Source organism: Pseudomonas koreensis, assembly GCF_025447595.1.
GTDB classification, from domain to species: Bacteria; Pseudomonadota; Gammaproteobacteria; order Pseudomonadales; family Pseudomonadaceae; genus Aquipseudomonas; species Aquipseudomonas koreensis_H.
The window spans coordinates 31552-52816 of record NZ_JAOEJU010000022.1 but is presented as its reverse complement, the minus strand read 5'-3'; the positions used below and the strand labels follow the sequence as shown (position 1 = coordinate 52816).

The 21265-nt window shown below is 61.6% G+C and carries 22 protein-coding genes; 19 read left to right on the top strand and 3 right to left on the bottom strand.

The annotated features are described in order from the left end of the window. Window positions 1-45: 45 nt before the first annotated feature. From N8H71_RS22790 to N8H71_RS22740, 10 genes are all read left to right on the top strand, one after another. The gene (locus N8H71_RS22790; protein WP_085608409.1) at window positions 46-2265 is read left to right on the top strand and encodes a primosomal protein N'; all 2220 of its coding nucleotides are present in this window, start codon (window positions 46-48) and stop codon (window positions 2263-2265) included. Window positions 2266-2475: 210 nt separating this feature from the next. Further along, window positions 2476-4212, top strand: coding sequence for an arginine--tRNA ligase (gene argS / locus N8H71_RS22785; protein WP_262195764.1), 1737 nt, complete (start codon window positions 2476-2478; stop codon window positions 4210-4212). A gap of 1 nt (window position 4213) precedes the next feature. After that, a complete protein-coding gene (locus N8H71_RS22780; protein WP_115076257.1) occupies window positions 4214-4930 on the top strand; it encodes an SPOR domain-containing protein in 717 nt (238 codons plus the stop codon). 232 nt (window positions 4931-5162) lie between these two features. Then, on the top strand, window positions 5163-5693 hold the full coding sequence (hslV, locus tag N8H71_RS22775) for an ATP-dependent protease subunit HslV (RefSeq protein ID WP_007968352.1): 531 nt from the start codon (window positions 5163-5165) through the stop codon (window positions 5691-5693). 55 nt (window positions 5694-5748) lie between these two features. Then, on the top strand, window positions 5749-7086 hold the full coding sequence (hslU, locus tag N8H71_RS22770; protein WP_262195763.1) for an ATP-dependent protease ATPase subunit HslU: 1338 nt from the start codon (window positions 5749-5751) through the stop codon (window positions 7084-7086). A gap of 153 nt (window positions 7087-7239) precedes the next feature. Next, window positions 7240-7617: a gamma-butyrobetaine hydroxylase-like domain-containing protein gene (locus tag N8H71_RS22765; RefSeq protein WP_085711048.1), complete on the top strand. Its 378-nt coding sequence runs from the start codon at window positions 7240-7242 to the stop codon at window positions 7615-7617. 258 nt (window positions 7618-7875) lie between these two features. Continuing rightward, on the top strand, window positions 7876-9555 hold the full coding sequence (gene phaC / locus N8H71_RS22760) for a class II poly(R)-hydroxyalkanoic acid synthase (RefSeq protein WP_262195762.1): 1680 nt from the start codon (window positions 7876-7878) through the stop codon (window positions 9553-9555). A gap of 140 nt (window positions 9556-9695) precedes the next feature. Next, window positions 9696-10550 (top strand): poly(3-hydroxyalkanoate) depolymerase, encoded by an 855-nt coding sequence (gene phaZ, locus N8H71_RS22750; RefSeq protein WP_007952412.1) that lies wholly within the window; start codon window positions 9696-9698, stop codon window positions 10548-10550. A 151-nt stretch (window positions 10551-10701) separates the two neighbouring features. Further along, entirely contained in the window at window positions 10702-12384 is a 1683-nt protein-coding gene (gene phaC / locus N8H71_RS22745) for a class II poly(R)-hydroxyalkanoic acid synthase (protein ID WP_262195761.1), read from the top strand. 28 nt (window positions 12385-12412) lie between these two features. Next, on the top strand, window positions 12413-13033 hold the full coding sequence (locus N8H71_RS22740; RefSeq protein ID WP_007952414.1) for a TetR/AcrR family transcriptional regulator: 621 nt from the start codon (window positions 12413-12415) through the stop codon (window positions 13031-13033). A gap of 101 nt (window positions 13034-13134) precedes the next feature. Here the strand turns inward: N8H71_RS22740 and N8H71_RS22735 are convergent, their stop codons facing one another. The 3 genes from N8H71_RS22735 to N8H71_RS22725 all read right to left on the bottom strand — a co-directional run bounded on the left by N8H71_RS22735 (window position 13135) and on the right by N8H71_RS22725 (window position 14945). Next, a complete protein-coding gene (locus tag N8H71_RS22735) occupies window positions 13135-13977 on the bottom strand; it encodes a phasin family protein (protein WP_262195760.1) in 843 nt (280 codons plus the stop codon). A gap of 10 nt (window positions 13978-13987) precedes the next feature. Then, window positions 13988-14410, bottom strand: a complete 423-nt coding sequence (locus N8H71_RS22730; protein ID WP_007952416.1) for a phasin family protein — start codon at window positions 14408-14410, stop codon at window positions 13988-13990. Window positions 14411-14669: 259 nt separating this feature from the next. Beyond that, window positions 14670-14945 carry a polyhydroxyalkanoic acid system family protein gene (locus tag N8H71_RS22725; protein ID WP_007952417.1) on the bottom strand — a complete coding sequence of 92 codons (276 nt, stop codon included), beginning with the start codon at window positions 14943-14945 and terminating at the stop codon, window positions 14670-14672. Window positions 14946-15110: 165 nt separating this feature from the next. Here N8H71_RS22725 and ubiE point away from each other — a divergent pair, with 165 nt between their 5' ends. The 9 genes from ubiE to N8H71_RS22680 all read left to right on the top strand — a co-directional run bounded on the left by ubiE (window position 15111) and on the right by N8H71_RS22680 (window position 21180). After that, window positions 15111-15881 carry a bifunctional demethylmenaquinone methyltransferase/2-methoxy-6-polyprenyl-1,4-benzoquinol methylase UbiE gene (gene ubiE, locus N8H71_RS22720; protein ID WP_085746406.1) on the top strand — a complete coding sequence of 257 codons (771 nt, stop codon included), beginning with the start codon at window positions 15111-15113 and terminating at the stop codon, window positions 15879-15881. Next, complete coding sequence (locus tag N8H71_RS22715) at window positions 15881-16504, top strand: ubiquinone biosynthesis accessory factor UbiJ (protein ID WP_039772453.1); 624 nt, start codon at window positions 15881-15883, stop codon at window positions 16502-16504. The genes ubiE and N8H71_RS22715 overlap by 1 nt, the downstream gene beginning before the upstream one ends. Then, on the top strand, window positions 16501-18105 hold the full coding sequence (gene ubiB / locus N8H71_RS22710; RefSeq protein WP_007952420.1) for a ubiquinone biosynthesis regulatory protein kinase UbiB: 1605 nt from the start codon (window positions 16501-16503) through the stop codon (window positions 18103-18105). The genes N8H71_RS22715 and ubiB overlap by 4 nt, the downstream gene beginning before the upstream one ends. Window positions 18106-18185: 80 nt before the next feature. Beyond that, window positions 18186-18587 (top strand): phosphoribosyl-AMP cyclohydrolase, encoded by a 402-nt coding sequence (gene hisI / locus N8H71_RS22705; RefSeq protein ID WP_007909357.1) that lies wholly within the window; start codon window positions 18186-18188, stop codon window positions 18585-18587. After that, a complete protein-coding gene (locus N8H71_RS22700; RefSeq protein WP_007952422.1) occupies window positions 18580-18912 on the top strand; it encodes a phosphoribosyl-ATP diphosphatase in 333 nt (110 codons plus the stop codon). The genes hisI and N8H71_RS22700 overlap by 8 nt, the downstream gene beginning before the upstream one ends. Before the next feature lie 25 nt (window positions 18913-18937). Next, window positions 18938-19216, top strand: a complete 279-nt coding sequence (locus N8H71_RS22695; protein WP_007952423.1) for a twin-arginine translocase TatA/TatE family subunit — start codon at window positions 18938-18940, stop codon at window positions 19214-19216. Between the two features lie 10 nt (window positions 19217-19226). Further along, entirely contained in the window at window positions 19227-19691 is a 465-nt protein-coding gene (gene tatB / locus N8H71_RS22690; RefSeq protein WP_262195759.1) for a Sec-independent protein translocase protein TatB, read from the top strand. Next, window positions 19688-20476, top strand: a complete 789-nt coding sequence (gene tatC / locus N8H71_RS22685; protein WP_279309681.1) for a twin-arginine translocase subunit TatC — start codon at window positions 19688-19690, stop codon at window positions 20474-20476. Before tatB ends, tatC begins: the two co-directional genes overlap by 4 nt. Beyond that, the gene (locus tag N8H71_RS22680; protein WP_262195758.1) at window positions 20473-21180 is read left to right on the top strand and encodes a 16S rRNA (uracil(1498)-N(3))-methyltransferase; all 708 of its coding nucleotides are present in this window, start codon (window positions 20473-20475) and stop codon (window positions 21178-21180) included. The genes tatC and N8H71_RS22680 overlap by 4 nt, the downstream gene beginning before the upstream one ends. The last annotated feature ends 85 nt before the right edge of the window (window positions 21181-21265 follow it).

Genomic DNA, 21265 nt, shown 5'->3' with positions numbered 1-21265 from the left:
ATTGAATACCAATCCCTTTTATCGTTGCTATCGAGAATCCCCCGCGTGCCCGACGCCATTCTGCGCCTCGCCCTGCCTTCACCCCTGCGCCGCCTGTTCGACTATCGGGCCCCGGCCGGCGTGCTGCGTTCGCAGTTGCAACCGGGCATGCGTCTGCGGGTGCCGTTCGGCCGACGGGAGATGATCGGGATTCTGGTAGAAGTCACTGACACCAGCGAAGTGCCGGTGGAAAAGCTCAAACCGGCGCTGGCCCTGCTCGATGCCACCGCACCGCTGCCGCCCGCGCTGTTCAAGCTGTGCCTGTGGACCGCCCAGTATTATCAGCACAGTCTCGGCGACACCCTGAGCTGGGCGCTGCCGGTGCTGCTGCGTCAGGGCGAACTGGCCGAGGCTCGGCAGGAACGCTTCTGGTCCGCCGCCCCCGGCGCCAGCCTCGATGATCCGCGCATCGCCCGCGCCCCACGCCAGCGCGAAGCCCTGGCGACGCTGGCCCAGCATCCCCACGGCGTCGCCCATCAGTTGTTGAGCAAACTGATGCTGAGCAAGGACAGCCTCGATCTGCTGCTGGCCAAGGACCTGGTGCAGGTCGAAGTGCGCCGTCACGCCCCCGGCGCGCGCCATGAACACTGGCTGGCCCAGCCCGAGCTGCCGCTCAACAGCGAACAGCGTGCTGCCTACGAGGCGATTCGCGCCGGGTTCGACAGTTATCACGCGTTCCTATTGGCCGGGGTCACCGGCAGCGGCAAGACCGAAGTCTACTTGCAGCTGATCCGCGAAACCCTCGAGGCCGGCAAACAGGCGCTGGTGCTGATCCCGGAGATCAACCTCGGCCCGCAGACCCTCGCGCGGTTCGAACAACGCTTCAATGCGCGCATCGCCCTGCTGCACTCGGCAGTCAACGATCGTGATCGGCTGGATGCCTGGCTCGCTGCCCGCGATGGCGAGGCCGACATTATTATCGGCACCCGCTCGGCGCTGTTCACCCCGATGAAAAATCCGGGACTGATCATCATCGACGAAGAACACGACGGCTCCTATAAACAGCAGGAAGGCCTGCGCTACCACGCGCGGGATCTGGCGCTGGTGCGCGCGCGGCAGGAAAACATCCCGATCGTGCTCGGCTCCGCGACGCCATCGCTGGAAAGTCTGCACAACGCCTACACCGGTCGCTACGGACTCCTACGCCTGAACGAACGTGCCGGCGGCGCCAAGCAGCCACGTTTCCTGCGCCTGGATGTGAAAAGTCGTCCACTGGACAGCGGCATTTCCGGGCCGATGCAGCAAGCCATCGGCCAGACCCTCGCCGCCGGCCAGCAGGTATTGGTGTTCCTCAACCGTCGCGGTTTTGCCCCGACGCTGCTGTGCCACGATTGCGGCTGGATGTCCGAGTGCCAGCGCTGCGATGCGCGGATGACCGTGCACCAGCGCTACGGCGAGCTGCGCTGCCATCACTGCGGTTACGTCGAACGCGTGCCGCGCCAGTGCCCGAAGTGCAACAAGGTCGATCTGCGGCCAGTAGGCGCTGGAACCGAGCGGGCAGAAGAACGACTGGCGATTCTGTTCCCGGACTATCCGGTGCTGCGCGTCGACCGCGACAGCACGTCGCGCAAGGATGCGATGAACCAGTTGTTCGCCACCATCCAGAAAGGCCAGCCGTGCATTCTGGTCGGCACCCAGATGTTGGCCAAGGGTCACCATTTCCCTCGGGTGACGCTGGTGTCGATCCTCGATGCCGACGGCGGGTTGTTCTCCGGCGACTTCCGCGCCAGCGAGCGCATGGCGCAACTGATCGTGCAGGTTGCCGGCCGTGCCGGGCGGGCTGAAGAACCGGGCAAGGTGATCATCCAGACCCACCTCGCCGACCATCCTTTATTGGTGCAACTGACCGAGCAGGGTTACTTCGCCTTCGCCGAGCAGGCCCTGAGCGAACGCCGCGCCGCCGGCCTGCCGCCGTTTGCACATCTGGCACTGTTGCGCGCCGAAGCGCACAAGCCGGGGCAGGCCGAAGGTTTTCTTGACGAAGCTTGCAGCGAGGCCGAGCGTTTGCTGGCCGAACAGAACCTGAGCGGAATCGAGTTGCTGGGGCCCGTGCCGGCACCGATGGAACGCCGCGCCGGGCGCTTCCGCGCGCAGCTACTGTTGCAGGCCACGGCCCGGGCGCCCCTGCACCGATTGCTGGCGAGCTGGTTGCTGGTGCTGGAGCAGATGCCAAGCGGCCGGGCGGTGCGCTGGTCGCTGGATGTCGACCCAGTCGACTTGTATTGATCTGACGCTCGCCTTCGCGAGCAAGCTCGCTCCCACAGGGAAATGTATTCCAGGGAGAGAGCGAGCCTGCTCGCGAAAGCAGTCTATTTGTCACCACACATCCACATCCTGCCTGCTAAGGTTGGCAAGCCCGTCTTCGCAACGGATAATGCCCAGTTTTTCAACCCGCGCATCGATGCGCCGCCGCGCTTGCGGTCGAAAGAGAAGACCATGAAAGACACCATTCGCCAGCTGATCCAACAAGCCCTCACCCAACTCGTCAACGAAGGTGTGTTGCCTGAAGGCCTGACGCCGGCGATCCAGGTGGAAAACGCCCGGGACAAGACCCACGGCGACTTCGCCAGCAACATCGCGATGATGCTGGCAAAGCCTGCGGGCATGAAGCCGCGCGATCTGGCGGAGAAAATCATCGCCGCCCTGCCGGCTGACGAGAACGTCACCAAGGCCGAAATCGCCGGTCCAGGCTTCATCAACTTCTTCCAGAACACCCAAGCGCTGGCCTCGCGCCTTGACGCCGCCCTGGCCGACGCTCAAGTTGGCGTGCGCAAGGCCGGCCCGGCACAACGCACTGTGGTCGACCTGTCGGCACCGAACCTGGCCAAAGAGATGCACGTCGGCCACCTGCGTTCGACCATCATCGGCGACGGCGTGGCGCGGGTACTCGAATTCCTCGGCGACACCGTCATCCGTCAGAACCACGTCGGCGACTGGGGCACCCAGTTCGGCATGCTGATGGCGTACCTGCAGGAAAACCCGATCACCAGCGACGAGCTGTCGGACCTGGAAAACTTCTACCGCGCCGCCAAGCAACGCTTCGACGAATCTGCGGAGTTCGCCGACCGCGCCCGTGGTCTGGTGGTCAAGCTGCAGGCAGGCGATGCCGAGTGCCTAGCGCTGTGGACCAAGTTCAAGGACATCTCGCTGTCGCACTGCCAGAAGATCTACGAACTGCTCAACGTCAAACTGACCATGGCCGACGTGATGGGCGAAAGCGCCTACAACGACGACCTGATCAACGTGGTCAACGACCTGAAAGCCGCCGGCATGCTGGTCGAAAGCAACGGCGCCCAGTGCGTGTTCCTCGACGAATTCAAGAACGCCGAAGGCGAGCCGCTGCCGGTGATCATCGTCAAGGCTGACGGCGGCTACCTGTACGCCACCACCGACCTGGCGGCCGTGCGTTATCGCAGCGGCAAACTGAAGGCCGACCGCGCGCTGTACTTCGTCGACCAGCGTCAGGCCCTGCACTTCCAGCAAGTGTTCGCCGTGGCGCGCAAGGCCGGCTTCGTGACCCATCCGATGGAAATGGAGCACATGGGCTTCGGCACCATGAACGGCGCGGACGGCCGTCCGTTCAAGACCCGTGACGGCGGCACCGTGAAGCTGATCGACCTGCTGACCGAAGCGCAGGAACGTGCCTACAGTCTGGTGAAGGAAAAGAACCCGACACTGGCCGAAGATGAACTGCGCGCGATCGCCAAAGTGGTCGGCATCGGCGCGGTGAAGTACGCCGACCTGTCGAAGCACCGCACCAGCGACTACAGCTTCAACTTCGACTTGATGCTCAATTTCGAAGGCAACACCGCGCCATATCTGCTGTACGCCTACACTCGCGTGGCCGGTGTGTTCCGCAAACTGGGCAAGGACTTCAGCGAAGTCGACGGCCAGATCGTTCTCGAAGCGGCGCATGAGCAGGAACTGGCGGCCAAACTGGCGCAGTTCGGTGAAGTACTGAACAACGTTGCGGAAAAGGGCACGCCACACACCCTCTGCACTTACCTGTACGACGTTGCCGGCCTGTTCTCCAGCTTCTACGAGAACTGCCCGATCCTCGCCGCCGACACCCCGGCACAAATGCAAAGCCGTCTGCGCCTTGCCGCGCTGACCGGCCGTACCCTCAAGCAAGGCCTGGAACTGCTCGGCCTGGAAACCCTGGAGCGCATGTAAGTTGGCTGCCAAGAAAAAACCTGCACCCAAGCGTGGCGCCAGCCGTTACCAAGCTCCAGCGAAGCAGCCGATTCCGGGCTGGCTGTGGATGGCCATCGGCCTGACGGTCGGCGCGTTCATCGTGTTCCTGATGAAACTGGAGCCGGGCAAGGGCAGCGACACGGTCAAGCGCGAGAAGGTCGAGCAACAGCAACAACAGAAAGCCACCAAGATCGCCGAGGCCAACAAGACCCCGCCGAGCCCGACGCAACCAGTGAAGCCGAAGTACGACTTCTACACCCTGCTGCCGGAATCGGAAGTAATCGTGCCGCCGGACGCCGTGCCGGAGAAAACCCTGCCGACGCCACAGGTGCCGGCGATCCCGACCACGCCGGTGACCCCGGCGGAAGCGGCGAAGATCGACACCGCACGGGCTCAGGCTGCACTGGCCGGGATCACCCCGCCGCCAGCGCCGCCGGTGACCAAGGCTGCGCCGGTGACCAAGTTCTTCCTGCAAGCCGGCTCGTTCCGCAAAGAGACGGATGCCGACAAGGTGCGCGCGCAGATCATTCTGCTCGGCCAGGCGGTGGCGGTTGAATCCGGGACGGTGAAGGATGAAACCTGGTACCGCGTGCTGGTCGGCCCGTTCAGCAACCGCGAACAACTGACCACCGCCCAGAAACAACTGGCGGGCGCCGGCTTCAGCAACCTGTTGTTACAACAACGCCAGAGCCGCTGATTTCGCCAGAATCACCGCGTCATCGTTCTTCGCGAGCAGGCTCGCTCCCACAGGAATTCCGCTGTCACTGTGGGAGCGAGCCTGCTCGCGAAGGCAATGTTTGCAACACCACATATCCCCGATCAATCCCCACCGTTCGTCCCTCCGCACCCTCCCCGGTTGAAATCCTCTCCACTACCCCCATATGAATGGGCATAAGGCATTTTCGCCCCGCAGTGTGGAGACTCTTCCCTTGACCACCATCGTTTCAGTCCGCCGCCACGGCAAAGTCGTCATGGGCGGCGACGGCCAGGTTTCTCTCGGCAACACCGTGATGAAAGGCAACGCGAAGAAAGTTCGTCGCCTGTACCACGGCCAGGTCATCGCCGGTTTCGCCGGTGCCACCGCCGACGCCTTTACCCTGTTCGAACGTTTCGAAGGCCAGCTCGAGAAACATCAGGGCCACCTGATACGCGCCGCCGTCGAACTCGCCAAAGAATGGCGCACCGACCGCTCCCTGAGCCGCCTCGAAGCGATGCTCGCGGTCGCCAACAAGGACGCCTCCCTGATCATCACCGGTAACGGTGACGTGGTCGAACCCGAAGACGGCCTGATCGCCATGGGTTCCGGTGGCGCCTATGCGCAAGCCGCCGCCAGCGCCCTGCTGAAGAAGACCGACCTGTCGGCCCGCGAAATCGTCGAGACCGCTCTCGGCATCGCCGGCGACATCTGTGTATTCACCAACCACACCCAGACCATTGAGGAGCAGGATCTCGCTGAATAAGCCTGACGCGGCCCCTGTGCCACGGCTTGTTTCTGCTTGAGGACCGTCAATTATTATGTCCATGACTCCCCGCGAAATCGTCCACGAACTCAACCGCCACATCATCGGCCAGGACGATGCCAAGCGCGCCGTCGCGATTGCCCTGCGCAACCGCTGGCGCCGCATGCAGCTGCCTGAAGAGCTGCGCGTTGAAGTGACCCCGAAGAACATCCTGATGATCGGCCCGACCGGTGTCGGTAAAACCGAGATCGCCCGTCGCCTGGCCAAGCTGGCCAACGCGCCGTTCATCAAGGTCGAAGCGACCAAGTTCACCGAAGTCGGCTACGTCGGCCGTGACGTCGAATCGATCATCCGTGATCTGGCCGATGCCGCGATCAAGATGCTGCGCGAACAGGAAATGACCCGCGTTCGCCACCGCGCCGAAGACGCCGCCGAGGACCGTATCCTCGACGCCCTGCTGCCACCGGCACGCATGGGCTTCAGCAATGAAGAAGCGCCGACCCAGGATTCCAACACCCGCCAGCTGTTCCGCAAGCGCCTGCGCGAAGGTCAGCTGGACGACAAGGAAATCGAGATCGAAGTCGCCGAAATGGCCGGCATCGAAATCGCCACGCCTCCGGGCATGGAAGAAATGACCAACCAGTTGCAGAACCTGTTCGCCAACATGGGCAAGGGCAAGAAGAAGGCCCGCAAGCTCAAGGTCAAGGAAGCGCTGAAGCTGGTGCGCGATGAAGAAGCCGGTCGTCTGGTCAACGAAGAAGAGTTGAAGGCCAAGGCTCTCGAAGCAGTCGAGCAGCACGGCATCGTGTTCATCGACGAGATCGACAAGGTCGCCAAGCGCGGCAATGTCGGCGGCGCCGATGTGTCCCGCGAAGGCGTGCAACGTGACCTGCTGCCGCTGATCGAAGGCTGCACCGTCAACACCAAGCTGGGCATGGTCAAGACCGACCACATCCTGTTCATCGCCTCCGGTGCGTTCCACCTGAGCAAGCCGAGCGATCTGGTACCTGAGCTGCAAGGCCGTCTGCCGATCCGCGTCGAACTCAAGGCCCTGAGCCCGGAAGACTTCGAACGCATCCTCAGCGAACCGCACGCCTCGCTCACCGAGCAATACTGCGCGCTGCTGAAAACCGAAGGCCTGAACATCCAGTTCCAGCCGGAAGGCATCAAGCGTCTGGCGGAGATCGCCTGGCAGGTCAACGAGAAGACCGAGAACATCGGTGCCCGTCGCCTGCACACGTTGCTCGAGCGTCTGCTGGAAGAGGTGTCGTTCAGTGCCGGCGATCTGGCCAGCGCCCACGACGACAAGGCGATCCAGATCGACGCCGAATACGTCAACAGCCACTTGGGCGAATTGGCGCAGAACGAAGACCTGTCCCGTTATATCCTGTAAGCCATACTTACAGCGGTAGCGGACCCTGTGGGAGCGAGCTTGCTCGCGAAGAGGCCGTGTCAGTCAACATCAATGTTGTCTGACACACCGCTTTCGCGAGCAAGCTCGCTCCCACACTTGCTCAAGGGTCGCCCACACTTCGGACGCCAGCCCATGACCCAACTCCCCACCGACATCAAACTGCACAAAGCCTCGAAAACCCTGTCGCTCAAATACGCGTCCGGCGAGGAATACACCCTGCCTGCCGAATTCCTGCGCGTGCATTCCCCCTCCGCCGAGGTCCAGGGCCACGGCAAACCGATCTTGCAATTCGGCAAGCTTCATGTCGGCCTGACCAAGGTAGAACCGGCCGGTCAGTACGCACTGAAACTGACCTTCGACGACGGTCACGACAGCGGCCTGTTCACCTGGGATTATCTCTATGAACTGGGGCGACGTTATGACGCACTCTGGGCGGATTATCTGGCCGAGCTCAAAGCCGCCGGCAAAACCCGCGACCCGGACGAGTCTGTCGTCAAGCTGATGCTCTAGTCCGCGCCTCGGACTGTTTAGAAGGCATTTTCTAGATTCATCTGTTTGAATGCTCCGCTAAAGCGGCCCGGGATCGGCTGCTTGCGAAAAAAATCAATCTCGGGTAACCAATGGAACTGGCAAGTTCCCTGCAATGCTCTACGACTGTAAAGCAGCTATGCAGAATCAACGGTCACCCGAGCAGTAGTACCTGGCATTGGCTGTGGAACTGCACAGCAGAAAACCGGGTACTCGTCTCAGGACAATGGAGCGTCGTAGATGAGTAACAAGAATAACGATGATTTGAAGTACCAGGCCTCGGAGAACACCCTGGGGCTGAATCCTGTCGTTGGGCTTCGCGGAAAGGATCTGCTGGCCTCTGCTCGAATGGTGCTGACCCAGGCCATCAAACAACCGATCCATAGCGTCACGCACGTCACCCGGTTCGGCATCGAACTGAAGAACGTGCTGTTCGGCAAATCAGAACTGCAACCGGCTGGCGATGACCGTCGTTTTGTCGATCCGGCGTGGAGTCAGAACCCGCTGTACAAACGTTATATGCAAACTTATCTGGCATGGCGCAAGGAACTCCATGCCTGGATCGACGACAGCAGCCTCTCGCCCAAGGACATCGCGCGTGGGCACTTCGTGATCAACCTGATGACCGAAGCCATGGCGCCGACCAACAGCATGGCCAACCCGGCGGCGGTCAAGCGCTTCTTCGAGACCGGCGGCAAGAGCCTGCTTGATGGCCTCTCACATCTGGCCAAGGATCTGGTGCACAACGGCGGCATGCCGAGCCAGGTCAACATGGGCGCGTTCGAGGTCGGCAAAAGCCTGGGCGTGACCGAAGGCGCGGTGGTATTTCGCAACGACGTGCTGGAGCTGATCCAGTACAAACCGATCACCGAGCAGGTGCACGAGCGCCCGCTGCTGGTCGTACCGCCGCAGATCAACAAGTTCTATGTATTCGACCTGAGCCCGGACAAGAGCCTGGCGCGTTTCTGCCTGCGCAACAATGTGCAGACCTTCATCGTCAGCTGGCGCAACCCGACCAAGGAACAGCGCGAGTGGGGCCTCTCGACCTACATCGAAGCTCTGAAGGAAGCGGTCGACGTGGTCACCGCGATCACCGGCAGCAAGGACGTCAACATGCTCGGCGCCTGCTCCGGCGGCATCACCTGCACCGCCCTGCTCGGCCACTATGCGGCGATCGGCGAGAACAAGGTCAACGCCCTGACTCTGCTGGTCAGCGTGCTCGACACCACTCTGGACAGCGACGTTGCCCTGTTCGTCGACGAGCAGACGCTGGAAATGGCCAAGCGTCATTCCTATCAGGCCGGCGTGCTCGAAGGCAAAGACATGGCCAAGGTCTTCGCCTGGATGCGCCCCAACGACCTGATCTGGAACTACTGGGTCAACAACTACCTGCTCGGCAACGAGCCTCCGGTGTTCGACATCCTGTTCTGGAACAACGATACGACTCGACTGCCGGCCGCGTTCCACGGCGACTTGATCGAGATGTTCAAAAACAATCCACTGACCCGCCCCGATGCACTGGAAGTGTGCGGCACGCCGATCGACCTCAAGCAGGTGACCGCCGACATCTTCTCGCTGGCCGGCACCAACGACCACATCACGCCGTGGAAGTCCTGCTACAAGTCGGCGCAGCTGTTCGGTGGCAAAGTCGAATTCGTGCTGTCCAGCAGCGGACATATCCAGAGCATCCTGAACCCGCCGGGCAACCCGAAATCGCGCTACATGACCAGCGACGAAATGACCGCCAATGCCGATGACTGGCAGGAAAACTCGACCAAGCACGCCGATTCCTGGTGGTTGCACTGGCAGGCCTGGCAGGCGGCCCGTTCGGGCGAGCTGAAAAAGGCGCCGACCAAGCTGGGCAACAAGGCGTATCCGGCAGGCGAAGCTTCACCGGGCACTTACGTACACGAGCGGTAACCGACACCTGTGGGAGCGAGCTTGCTCGCGAAGGCGGACTGACATTCAACATTGAAGTCGATTGATCCGCCGCTTTCGCGAGCAAGCTCGCTCCCACAGTTCAAGATGAGATAGAGATTTCACCCACAGGGCCCTGAAGCATGCCGCATCCGTTCATCTTTCGAACTGTCGAGCTGGATGGCCAGACCATCCGCACGGCGGTCCGCCCCGGCAAGCCTCACTTGACGCCCTTGCTGATATTCAACGGCATCGGCGCCAACCTGGAGCTGGTGTTTCCTTTTGTCGCGGCGCTGGATCCGGACCTGGAGGTGATCGCCTTCGACGTGCCCGGTGTCGGCGGTTCCTCGACGCCGAGCCGACCGTATCGCTTTCCGGGACTGGCGAAGCTCACCGCACGGATGCTCGATTACCTCGACTACGGACAGGTCAACGTGATCGGCGTGTCCTGGGGTGGCGCATTGGCGCAGCAGTTCGCCTACGACTATCCCGAGCGCTGCAAGAAGCTGGTGCTGGCGGCGACCGCTGCCGGTGCGGTGATGGTGCCGGGCAAGCCGAAAGTGCTGTGGATGATGGCCAGCCCACGGCGCTACATCCAGCCGTCCCATGTGATCCGCATCGCCCCGATGATCTACGGCGGCTCGTTCCGTCGCGACCCGACACTCGCCGCCAGCCATGCGGCGAAGGTGCGTTCGGCGGGCAAGCTCGGTTACTACTGGCAACTGTTCGCGGGCCTTGGCTGGACCAGCATTCACTGGCTGCACAAGATCCATCAGCCGACGCTGGTGCTGGCCGGTGATGACGACCCGCTGATCCCTCTGATCAACATGCGCATGCTCGCCTGGCGAATCCCCAACGCACAGTTGCACATCATCGATGACGGGCATCTGTTCCTGATTACCCGGGCCGAGGCGGTCGCGCCGATCATCATGAAATTCCTCCAGGAGGAACGTCAGCGTGCGGTGATGCATCCGCACCCGACACCGCTGGGCGGATAACCGTCCCGGCACGAATTTTTGGACAGCGTCTTGCAACGCTTCCGCACAGGTGCGTGGCAGGGAGCCGCGCAGGCAACAACCCGCAACAGCGTCTATGGTGTTCTGGTTCGGTGTGTTTGTTTTTGGCCTGAAGACGAAGGAGTGTTGAGTCATGCGTGACAAACCAGCGACGGGCGTCGTGCCCAGCCCCGCCGTGTTCATCAATGCACAGAGTGCCATGACCGGTCTGCGCGGCCGGGACCTGATCTCGACCTTGCGCAGCGTCGCCGCCCACGGTCTGCGCAATCCGATCCACAGTGCAAAACACGCCTTGAAGCTGGGCGGCGCGCTCGGACGCGTGCTGCTCGGCGAAACCCTGCACCCGACCAATCCGCAGGACAGCCGCTTCGCCGATCCGGCGTGGAGCCTGAACCCGTTCTACCGGCGCAGCCTTCAGGCTTATCTAGCCTGGCAGAAACAGGTCAAGAGCTGGATCGACGAAAGCAGCATGAGCGACGACGACCGCGCCCGCGCGCACTTCGCCTTCACCCTGCTCAACGACGCCGTGGCGCCCTCCAACACACTGCTCAATCCGCTGGCTGTGAAGGAGCTGTTCAACTCCGGCGGCCACAGTCTGGTGCGCGGCCTCAGCCATCTTTTTGATGATTTGCTGCACAACGACGGCCTGCCACGCCAGGTCACCAAACAGGCTTTCGAAGTCGGCAAGACCGTCGCCACCACCACCGGCTCGGTGGTGTTTCGCAACGAAATGCTCGAGCTGATCCAGTACCGGCCGATGAGCGAAAAGCAGTATTCGAAACCGCTGCTGGTGGTGCCGCCGCAAATCAACAAGTACTACATTTTCGACCTCAGCCCGAGCAACAGCTTCGTCCAGTTCGCCCTGAAGAACGGCTTGCAGACCTTCATGATCAGCTGGCGCAACCCGGATGTGCGCCATCGCGAATGGGGCCTGTCGACCTACGTCGAAGCCGTGGAAGAAGCGATGAACATCTGCCGGGCGATCACCGGCGCCCGTGAGGTCAACCTGATGGGCGCCTGCGCCGGCGGGCTGACCATCGCGGCGCTGCAAGGGCATCTGCAGGCCAAGCGGCAGTTGCGGCGGGTCTCCAGCGCCACCTATCTGGTGAGCCTGCTCGACAGTGAGATGAACACCCCGGCCACCCTGTTCGCCGATGAGCAAACGCTCGAAGCGGCCAAGCGGCGCTCCTATCAGAAAGGCGTGCTGGACGGCCGCGACATGGCCAAGGTGTTCGCCTGGATGCGCCCCAACGATCTGATCTGGAGTTATTTCGTCAACAACTACCTGCTGGGCAAGGAGCCGCCGGCGTTCGACATCCTCTACTGGAACAACGACAGCACCCGCCTGCCCGCCGCGTTTCACGGCGACATTCTGGACTTCTTCAAGCACAACCCGCTGACCCATCCGGGTGGTCTGGAAGTGTGCGGCACGCCGATCGATCTGCAGAAGGTCACAGTCGACAGCTTCAGCGTGGCCGGCATGAACGACCACATCACGCCGTGGGACGCGGTGTATCGCTCGACGCTGTTGCTGGGCGGTGAGCGGCGCTTCGTGCTATCCAACAGCGGCCACGTGCAGAGCATCCTCAACCCGCCGGGCAACCCGAAAGCCAATTACGTCGAGAACGGAAAGCTCAGCGGCGATCCGCGTGCCTGGTACTACGACGCCAAGAAAGTCGACGGCAGTTGGTGGCCGCAATGGCTGGAGTGGGTGCAGCAGCGCTCCGGCACTCTGCGCGAAACCCAGATGACCCTCGGCAACGCCAATTATCCACCGATGGAAGCGGCACCCGGCACGTACGTGCGTGTGCGCTGACTGACTCAAGCCCTTTTAAGAAGACTGGATGAAAACAAGCGAACGGATCCTCGAATGTGCCCTGCAGTTGTTCAATGAAAAGGGCGAGCCGAATGTCTCCACCATGGAGGTTGCCAATGAAATGGGGATCAGCCCCGGCAACCTCTACTACCACTTCCATGGCAAGGAACCGCTGATTCTCGGACTGTTCGAGCGCTTCCAGAACGACCTCGCCCCGCTGCTCGACCCGCCCGCCGATGTCGAACTGGCGCCGGAGGATTACTGGCTGTTCCTGCACCTGATCGTCGAGCGACTGGCGCAGTACCGCTTCCTGTTCCAGGACCTGTCGAACCTGGCCGGGCGCCTGCCGAAACTGGCCAAGGGGATTCGCCAGTTTCTCAACGTGCTCAAGCGCACCTTGGCGTCATTGCTGGCGAGGTTGAAGGCGTCGGGGCAGTTGGTCAGCGACACTCAGGCGCTGGGGCAACTGGTGGAGCAGATCACCATGACGTTGCTGTTCTCGCTGGACTATCAGCGGATTCTTGATCGCGAAGGGGAGGTTCGGCTGGTGGTGTACCAGATCATGATGCTGGTGGCGCCGCATCTGTTGCCGCCGGTGAAGGTGGCGACGGAGCGGATGGCTTTGCAATATCTCGAAGATCACGAGTAACGCCAAACTCCCCTCTCCCTTTGGGAGAGGATGACTTTTAAATCGCCCAAACAAAAACGCCCGACCTTCACAGGCCGGGCGTTTTCTTGAGCCCTGAAAAATCAGGACTGACTGGTTGGCGTCGACGGAGTCGATGCAGCAGTCGGAGCAGGCGCCGGGGTTGGAGCCGAGGCGGAGTTCGACGTGCTTGCCAGTGCTTGCGGTGTGGTCACCGGTTTTGGAGCTGCTGCTTTCGGCGCAGCGGCTTTCGGCGCGGCCGGTTTTTTCACTGCCGGTTTTTTCGCCGCAGCGGATTTGGCGGCAGCGGTTTTCGCTGCTGGCTTGGCCGCAGGTTTGGCGGCTGGTTTTGCTGCCGGCTTGGCGGCGGCCTTGGCGGCAACCGGTTTGGCCGCGGCTTTCGCTGCAGGCTTGGCGGCAGCAGTTTTAGCTGCTGGTTTTGCGGCCGGTTTGGCGGCGGCTTTAGCCAGTGGCTTGGCAGCGGTTTTGGCCGCAGGCTTGGCTGCTGCGGTTTTGGCCGCGACAGGCTGAGCTTTCAGGCCGGTGAGTTTTTCGATCTGCTTGGTCAGGGTATCGACCTTCTTGTGCAGATCCTTCACCTCGTTGCGGCTCGGTACGCCCAGGCGCGAAATCGCACTGTTCAGGCGCTTGTCGAAAGCCCCTTCCAGCTGATCCCAGGTGCCCAGTGCGCGATCTTTCACGCCGCTGATGCGCGATTTTGCCGAGCTTGCAGAGTCCTTGGCAGCATCGACTTTCTTGCCGACTGCAGCCTTGGTGAGCTTCTCGGCTTTCTCGCCGTCTTTGACCAATGTATCGAAGAGCTTGCTGCCGTCAGTGTCGATCTTCGAGTACACGCCTAAACCAGCCAGCCAGATCTTGCGGGAATAGTCTTCGACTTTTCCGATCCACGAGCTGCCTTCTTTATCGGTGTTCTTTTTACCAGCCATCCCGTTCTCCTTAAGATTTACGCGCGACGCGTTCGAGCAATGCCGTCAGCTCATCGAGCTTAGCAGAGAGTGCCTCAACGTCATGTTTAGACGGAATGCCGATACGATTCAAGGCACTGGCGACACGCGTGTCGAACGCCTTCTCGACCTTGTCGAGCTGAACTTCGACCCGGCCTTTGAAAGAGCTGACTTCGCTCTTGGCTTCATCGATCTCGGCGTTGGCCGCTTCGAGTTTTTCGGTGACGGCTTTTTTGCCTTTCTTTTCAACAGTTTGACCAGCCTTGATCAACTCCTGAAAGTACTCGCTGCCCTCCTGACCGACCTTGGTGTAGGCACCCAGGCCTGCCAGCCAGATCTTGCGGGCATAGGATTTGACGTCGCTCAGAGCGGAAGTCGAAGCGTCGATTTTTTTCTTCAAAATGACTTTGGCCATGGTGCACCTCACGCGCAGAAGGTTTGAGGAACTGCCCTGACGAGTGTCGGGCTCAGGCACAAAGTAGGGAGAAAAATTAGAAACGGCACCCTAACAACTGACATAAACAGGTGGGCACACCACAAAACAAATGTGGGAGCGAGCTTGCTCCGGGCGGCGATCCGACGAAGGCGTTGTATCAGCCAACATTTCAGTCAGCAGACAGTCCGCATTCGCGAGCAAGCTCGCTCCCACAGGGGAATTTCATTTCAGGCAGAAATCAGACCAGCGCTTTATCCAGCGCCTTTTCGATCTCGGCTTTGATCATGCCGCTCATGGCCGACATCATCAGGCCCAGTTCCACGTCGACCCGGATCGAATCCTCCGCCACATGCACCGCGCCCTTCACGCCCGACCGCTTGAGGTTCAGGACATCGCCCGACCACTGCGGCTCCAGGCCATATTGATCGGAGAGTTTCTGCGCCAGTTTGTCGGCTTTCTCGCGGGCCGCTTCCTTGCCCAGGCTGTGGGCACGCTCAACACTGATATGGGCCATTGAATGACTCCTGCTTTTTGAATGGGGCTATGAATGCCTGCAACGAATCTTGACCGCCACTGCGGCAAATCGTCCCGAAGGTTGCCCATCTTACCTTTAGCCATTCCAAGACAAAGCATGGCTTGGGGATTAGAATGTCGCGCATTCTCTTTTGGTGACAGCGATATGACTGATCAGCGCAAAGGCAGCGATGCCGAACCCACCACTCACTTCGGCTTCAAAAACGTTCCGGAAAGCCAGAAAGCGGAAAAAGTCGCTGAGGTATTCCACTCCGTGGCCGCCAAGTACGACCTGATGAACGACCTTCTGTCGGGCGGCATGCACCGTCTGTGGAAGCGTTTCGCAATCGAGCTGTCGGGCGTGCGCAGCGGCAACCGCGTGCTGGACATCGCCGGCGGCACCGGCGACCTGACCAAGAAATTCTCGCACCTGGTCGGCCCGACCGGTCAGGTGGTGCTGGCCGACATCAACGAATCCATGCTGAAGGTCGGTCGTGACCGCCTGCTGGATGTCGGCGTGTCGGGTAATGTCGAGTTCGTCCAGGCCGACGCTGAAAAGCTGCCGTTCCCGGACAACCATTTCGACTGCGTGACCATCGCCTTCGGCCTGCGCAACGTGACGCACAAAGAGGACGCCTTGCGTTCGATGCTGCGTGTGCTCAAGCCGGGCGGCCGCCTGCTGGTGCTGGAATTCTCCAAGCCGACCAACGCGCTGATGTCCAAGGCCTACGACGCCTACTCGTTCGCCTTCATGCCGCTGATGGGCAAGCTGATCACCAATGACTCGGAAAGCTATCGCTACCTGGCCGAATCGATCCGCATGCACCCGAATCAGGAAACCCTGAAGTCGATGATGGTCGACGCCGGTTTCGACCGCGTGACCTATCACAACATGACCGCAGGCATCGTCGCCCTGCACCGCGGCATCAAACCCTGATGCTGCTGACCGGGCTGCTCGCCAGCGTCGAACTCGGCCTGAACCGCGTGCTGCGTCTCGACAGCACGGCGCTGCCGCGACTGGCGCACCTGACCGGCAAAGTGATTGCCGTGGATTGCCGCAGCCCGGCGCTGCAACTGTTCATCCTGCCGAGCGATGAAGGCCTGATGCTGGCGTCCCGTTGGGAAACCGGCGTCGACTGCACCCTGCGCGCCCCGGCTTCGAGTCTGGTGAAACTGGCCCTGAGCAAGGACAAGACCGCGGTGCTGCACGCACCGGAAGTCGAACTCGACGGCGACAGCGGCGTGCTGCTGGAGCTGGCGGGCGTGCTGCAGGACCTCGAGCTGGACTGGGAGTACGAACTCTCGCGCTGGCTGGGACCTGTCGCCACGCAACTGGTCGGCGGTCACCTGCGCAGCCGCGCCCGCTGGTATCAACAAGGATTTGCCAGCCTCAACCAGAACCTCGCCGAATACCTGGCCGAAGAATCGCGCACCCTCGTCGGGCAGCGCGAAGCCGAAGCCCGCTTCAGCGAACTGGACCGGATCAAACTCGATCTGGAACGTCTCGAGGCGCGCTTCGAGCGCCTTTCCCGATCCCTCGACCCAAGCGATAACGCATGAAGCTGCTCGCCGTCCGCCGTCTGTTGCGCATCCAGCGCGTCGTGATCCGCTACCGCCTCGATGACCTGCTGTTCGATCTGCCTTTGCCGTGGTTTTTGCTGGCGCTGCGCTACGTCTTGCCGTGGCGCTGGTTCCCGCGCAAGCCGCTGGACCTGAGCCGTGGCGCCCGCCTGCGCCTGGCCTTGCAGGACCTCGGGCCGATCTTCATCAAGTTCGGGCAGATCCTCTCGACCCGCCGCGACCTGCTGCCGGAAGACATCGCCGATGAGCTGATGCGGTTGCAGGACCGCGTGCCGCCGTTCGATTCGCAGCTGTCGGTCAAACTGATCGAAGAACAGCTGGGCAAGAAGATCAGCGAAGTATTCAGCCGCTTCGACGTCGAACCGCTGGCCTCGGCCTCGGTCGCGCAAGTACACGCCGCGCAACTGAAGACCGGCGAAGAAGTGGTGGTCAAGGTGATCCGCCCGGGCCTGAAGCCGATCATCGCCCAGGATCTGGCGTGGCTGTTCATCCTTGCTCGCGCCGCCGAAAAGGTCTCCGCCGACGCCCGTCTGCTGCACCCGGTGGACGTGGTGAGCGACTACGAAAAAACCATCTACGACGAACTCGACCTGTTGCGCGAGGCGGCCAACGCCAGCCAGTTGAAACGCAACTTCGAAGGCTCGCCGCTGCTCTACGTGCCGCAAGTCTATTGGGACTGGTGCCGGCCGAAAGTGCTGGTGATGGAGCGCATCTACGGGATTCAGGTGACGGATCTGGCGACCCTCGCCGACCAGCGCACCGACATGAAAATGCTTGCCGAACGCGGCGTGGAGATCTTCTTCACCCAGGTGTTCCGCGACAGTTTCTTCCACGCCGACATGCACCCGGGCAACATCTTCGTCAGCACCGTCAACCCGTGGAGCCCGCAGTACATTGCGATCGACTGCGGCATCGTCGGCAGCCTGACCCCGGAAGACCAGGACTATCTGGCGCGCAACCTGTTCGCCTTCTTCAAGCGCGACTACCGCCGCGTGGCGCAATTGCACATCGATTCGGGCTGGGTGCCGGCGGAAACCAAGCTCAACGAATTCGAAGCGGCGATCCGTACCGTGTGCGAGCCGATCTTCGAAAAACCATTAAAAGATATTTCATTTGGTCAGGTGTTGATGCGCCTGTTCCAGACCGCGCGCCGCTTCAACATGGAAGTGCAGCCGCAACTCGTGTTGCTGCAAAAGACCTTGCTGAACATCGAAGGCCTGGGCCGTCAGCTGTACCCGGACCTCGATTTGTGGAACACCGCGCAGCCGTTCCTCGAACGCTGGATGCGCGAGCGCGTCAGCCCGAAAGCCTTGATCGGCAACGTCCAGAGCCAGTTCGAACAGTTGCCGCATCTGGCCAACATGGCCCGTGACCTGCTCGAACGGATGTCCCAGCCCCACGCCAACGACCCGCCGCCACCGTGGAAAAAACGCAAGGACGACTGGTTCCTGCGCCTGCTCGGCAGCGCCCATCTGGCGGGCGGTACGATCCTCGCCGCCGGGGGCCCGATGCACGAACTGGGGCATTGGCCCGCCGGGATCATGGTGGCAGTCGGCTTGTATCTGGTCGTTCGCCGATAGCCAGTTCCGTGATCGGCTGGCACACTGTTTCAACGCCTGAACCCGACTATTGAAGTGTGGGTTCGCTGTCGGAGTCGAAGATGAAAAACTGGCTGGACGAGATCAAGTGGGACGCCGATGGCCTGGTGCCGGCGATTGCCCAGGATCACAAGACCGGACGCGTATTGATGATGGCCTGGATGAACCGCGAAGCCCTGGAGCTGACCGCGGCGGAAAACCGTGCCATCTATTGGTCACGTTCCCGTGGCAAGCTGTGGCGCAAGGGCGAAGAGTCCGGCCACGTACAGACGCTGCATGAAATGCGTCTGGACTGCGACGCCGACGTCATCATCCTGATGGTCGAACAGATCGGCGACATCGCTTGCCATACCGGCCGTCAAAGCTGCTTCTACCGCGTCTTCGAAAACGGCGACTGGAAAACGGTCGACCCGGTCCTGAAAGACCCGCACGCTATTTACTCCGCAGGACACAAACATGAGTGACACCCTGACCCGCCTTGCTCAGGTGCTGGAAGAGCGCAAAGGCGCAGCCGCCGACAGCTCGTATGTCGCCAGCCTGTATCACAAGGGTCTGAACAAGATTCTGGAGAAAGTCGGCGAAGAATCGGTCGAAACGATCATTGCCGCCAAGGACGCCGCCGTCAGCGGCGACTGCAGCGACGTGATCTACGAGACCGCCGACCTGTGGTTCCACAGCATGGTCATGCTTGCCCAGCTGGGGCAGCATCCGCAGGCAGTGCTGGATGAACTGGATCGCCGTTTCGGCCTGTCCGGACACGTCGAGAAAGCCTCGCGTCCGTCCGCCTGAACAACTATTAGAGAGGAACAGCAACATGGGCATTTTTGACTGGAAACACTGGATCGTCATCCTGGTGGTCGTGGTACTGGTGTTCGGTACCAAGAAACTGAAAAACCTCGGCACCGACGTTGGCGAATCGATCAAGGGCTTCCGTAAAGCCATGAACGACGACGAAAAACCGGCCGATCCGACCGTCACGCCTGCGCAACCGGTGCCACCGGTTCAGCCGCAAGCCACCGCTCAGGCCAACCCGCCGCACACCATCGACGTGCAGGCGCAGAAAGTCGAAGAGCCGATCCGCAAAGACGTGTGAGCACTGACTAATGTTTGGTATCAGCTTCTCTGAACTGCTGCTCGTCGGCCTCGTTGCCCTGCTGGTGCTGGGTCCCGAGCGTCTGCCGGGTGCTGCGCGCACCGCCGGCCTGTGGGTCGGACGGCTGAAGCGCAGCTTCAACGCGATCAAACAGGAAGTTGAGCGTGAAATCGGTGCCGACGAAATCCGTCGGCAACTGCACAACGAACATATCCTGTCGCTGGAGCAGGAGGCGCGGAAGATCTTCACGCCACCGGTTCAGCAGGAGCCGACGCCAGTGCAGCCGGCGGCAGACCAGACGCCAATGCCGCCTGTCGCAGAGCAAACGATTCATGCACCGGCGAGCGTCGAACACGTCTCTGCCGCCGCCGCTGAAACTGCTCCGGGCATGAAACCGATCGAACCCGTTGCTCCAGCCGCCGCGCCAACCACGCCGGCACCTCACGACCCAACATTGCCGCCGCGAGCCCCATGAGCGATCTCCCCGAAAACGACCAGCACATGCCGCTGGTTTCGCACCTCACCGAGTTGCGCACCCGCCTGCTGCGTTGCGTCGCGGCGATCTTCATCATCTTCGCCGGGCTGTTTGCCTTCACCCAGCAGATCTACACCTTCGTCTCGACGCCGCTGCGCCAGTACCTGCCGGCCGGCGCGACGATGATCGCCACCGACGTGTCGTCGCCGTTCCTGACGCCGCTGAAGCTGACGATGATGGTCTCGCTGTTCCTGGCGATTCCAGTGATCCTGCATCAGATCTGGGGCTTCATCGCGCCGGGCCTGTATAAGCATGAAAAGCGCGTTGCTGTGCCGTTGCTGATCTCCAGCATCCTGCTGTTCTACACCGGCATGGCGTTCGCCTACTTCTTCGTGTTCCCGCTGATCTTCAAGTTCTTCGCCTCGGCCACCCCGGCCGGCGTGGAAATGATGACCGACATCACCAGTTACCTCGATTTCGTCATGACGCTGTTCTTCGCCTTCGGCGTGGCGTTCGAAATCCCGGTGGCCGTGGTGCTGCTGGTGTGGATCGGCGTGGTCGACGTCAAATACCTGAAGAAGATCCGTCCGTACGTGATCATCGGCTGCTTCGTGGTCGGCATGATCCTGACCCCGCCGGACATCTTCTCCCAGACCCTGCTGGCCGTGCCGATGTGGATGCTGTTCGAAGTCGGCATCCTGTTCGGCAGTCTGGTCAGCAAGCGCGAGCGCCCGGAAGAAACCGCCGACGATCACAACGACCAGCCGCCAGCGACTCAGCCATGAACCTGCTGCTGCTCGAAGAGGCCGACTTCATCGCGGCCGACCGCGTCGTGCTGCGCGATCGGCGCCTGACCCACATGCAGGAAGTCCACCGCTCTGAAGTCGGCGACAGCCTGCGGGTCGGGCGCATCAACGGGTTGATGGGCTCGGCCGAGCTGCTGCGCCTGGACGCGGGTGAAGCCGAACTGCGCGTCACCCTCGATCAACCGCCGCCGGCCAAACTGCCGCTGACCCTGGTACTCGCCCTGCCCCGTCCGAAGATGCTGCGCCGGGTGTTCCAGACCGTGGCGACCATGGGCGTGTCGAAGGTGATTCTGGTCAACAGCTATCGCGTCGAGAAAAGCTTCTGGCAGACGCCGTTCCTCGAACCGGAAGCGATCCGCGAACAATTGATCCTCGGACTCGAACAGGCTCGGGATACCGTGCTACCGGAAATCATCATCGAGAAGCGCTTCAAGCCGTTCGTCGAAGACCGCCTGCCGGCCATCACCGACGGCACCCTCGGTCTGGTCGGCCATCCGGGCAACTTCCCGCCCTGCCCCCGTGCTCTCAACGAACCGGTGACCCTGGCGATCGGCCCCGAGGGTGGCTGGATTCCTTACGAAATCGATCTGCTGGCCAAGGCCGGGCTGCAACCGGTGCAACTGGGCGACCGCATTCTGCGGGTCGAAACCGCCGTCACCGCGCTGCTCGCCCGGCTGTTCTAAAAGCCCTTCGCCAGACAAATCGCGTTACAGATTGCCATCATGCGGCCGATACACTCTCCATAAGTCCAATTAGTGGTCCGAGGGG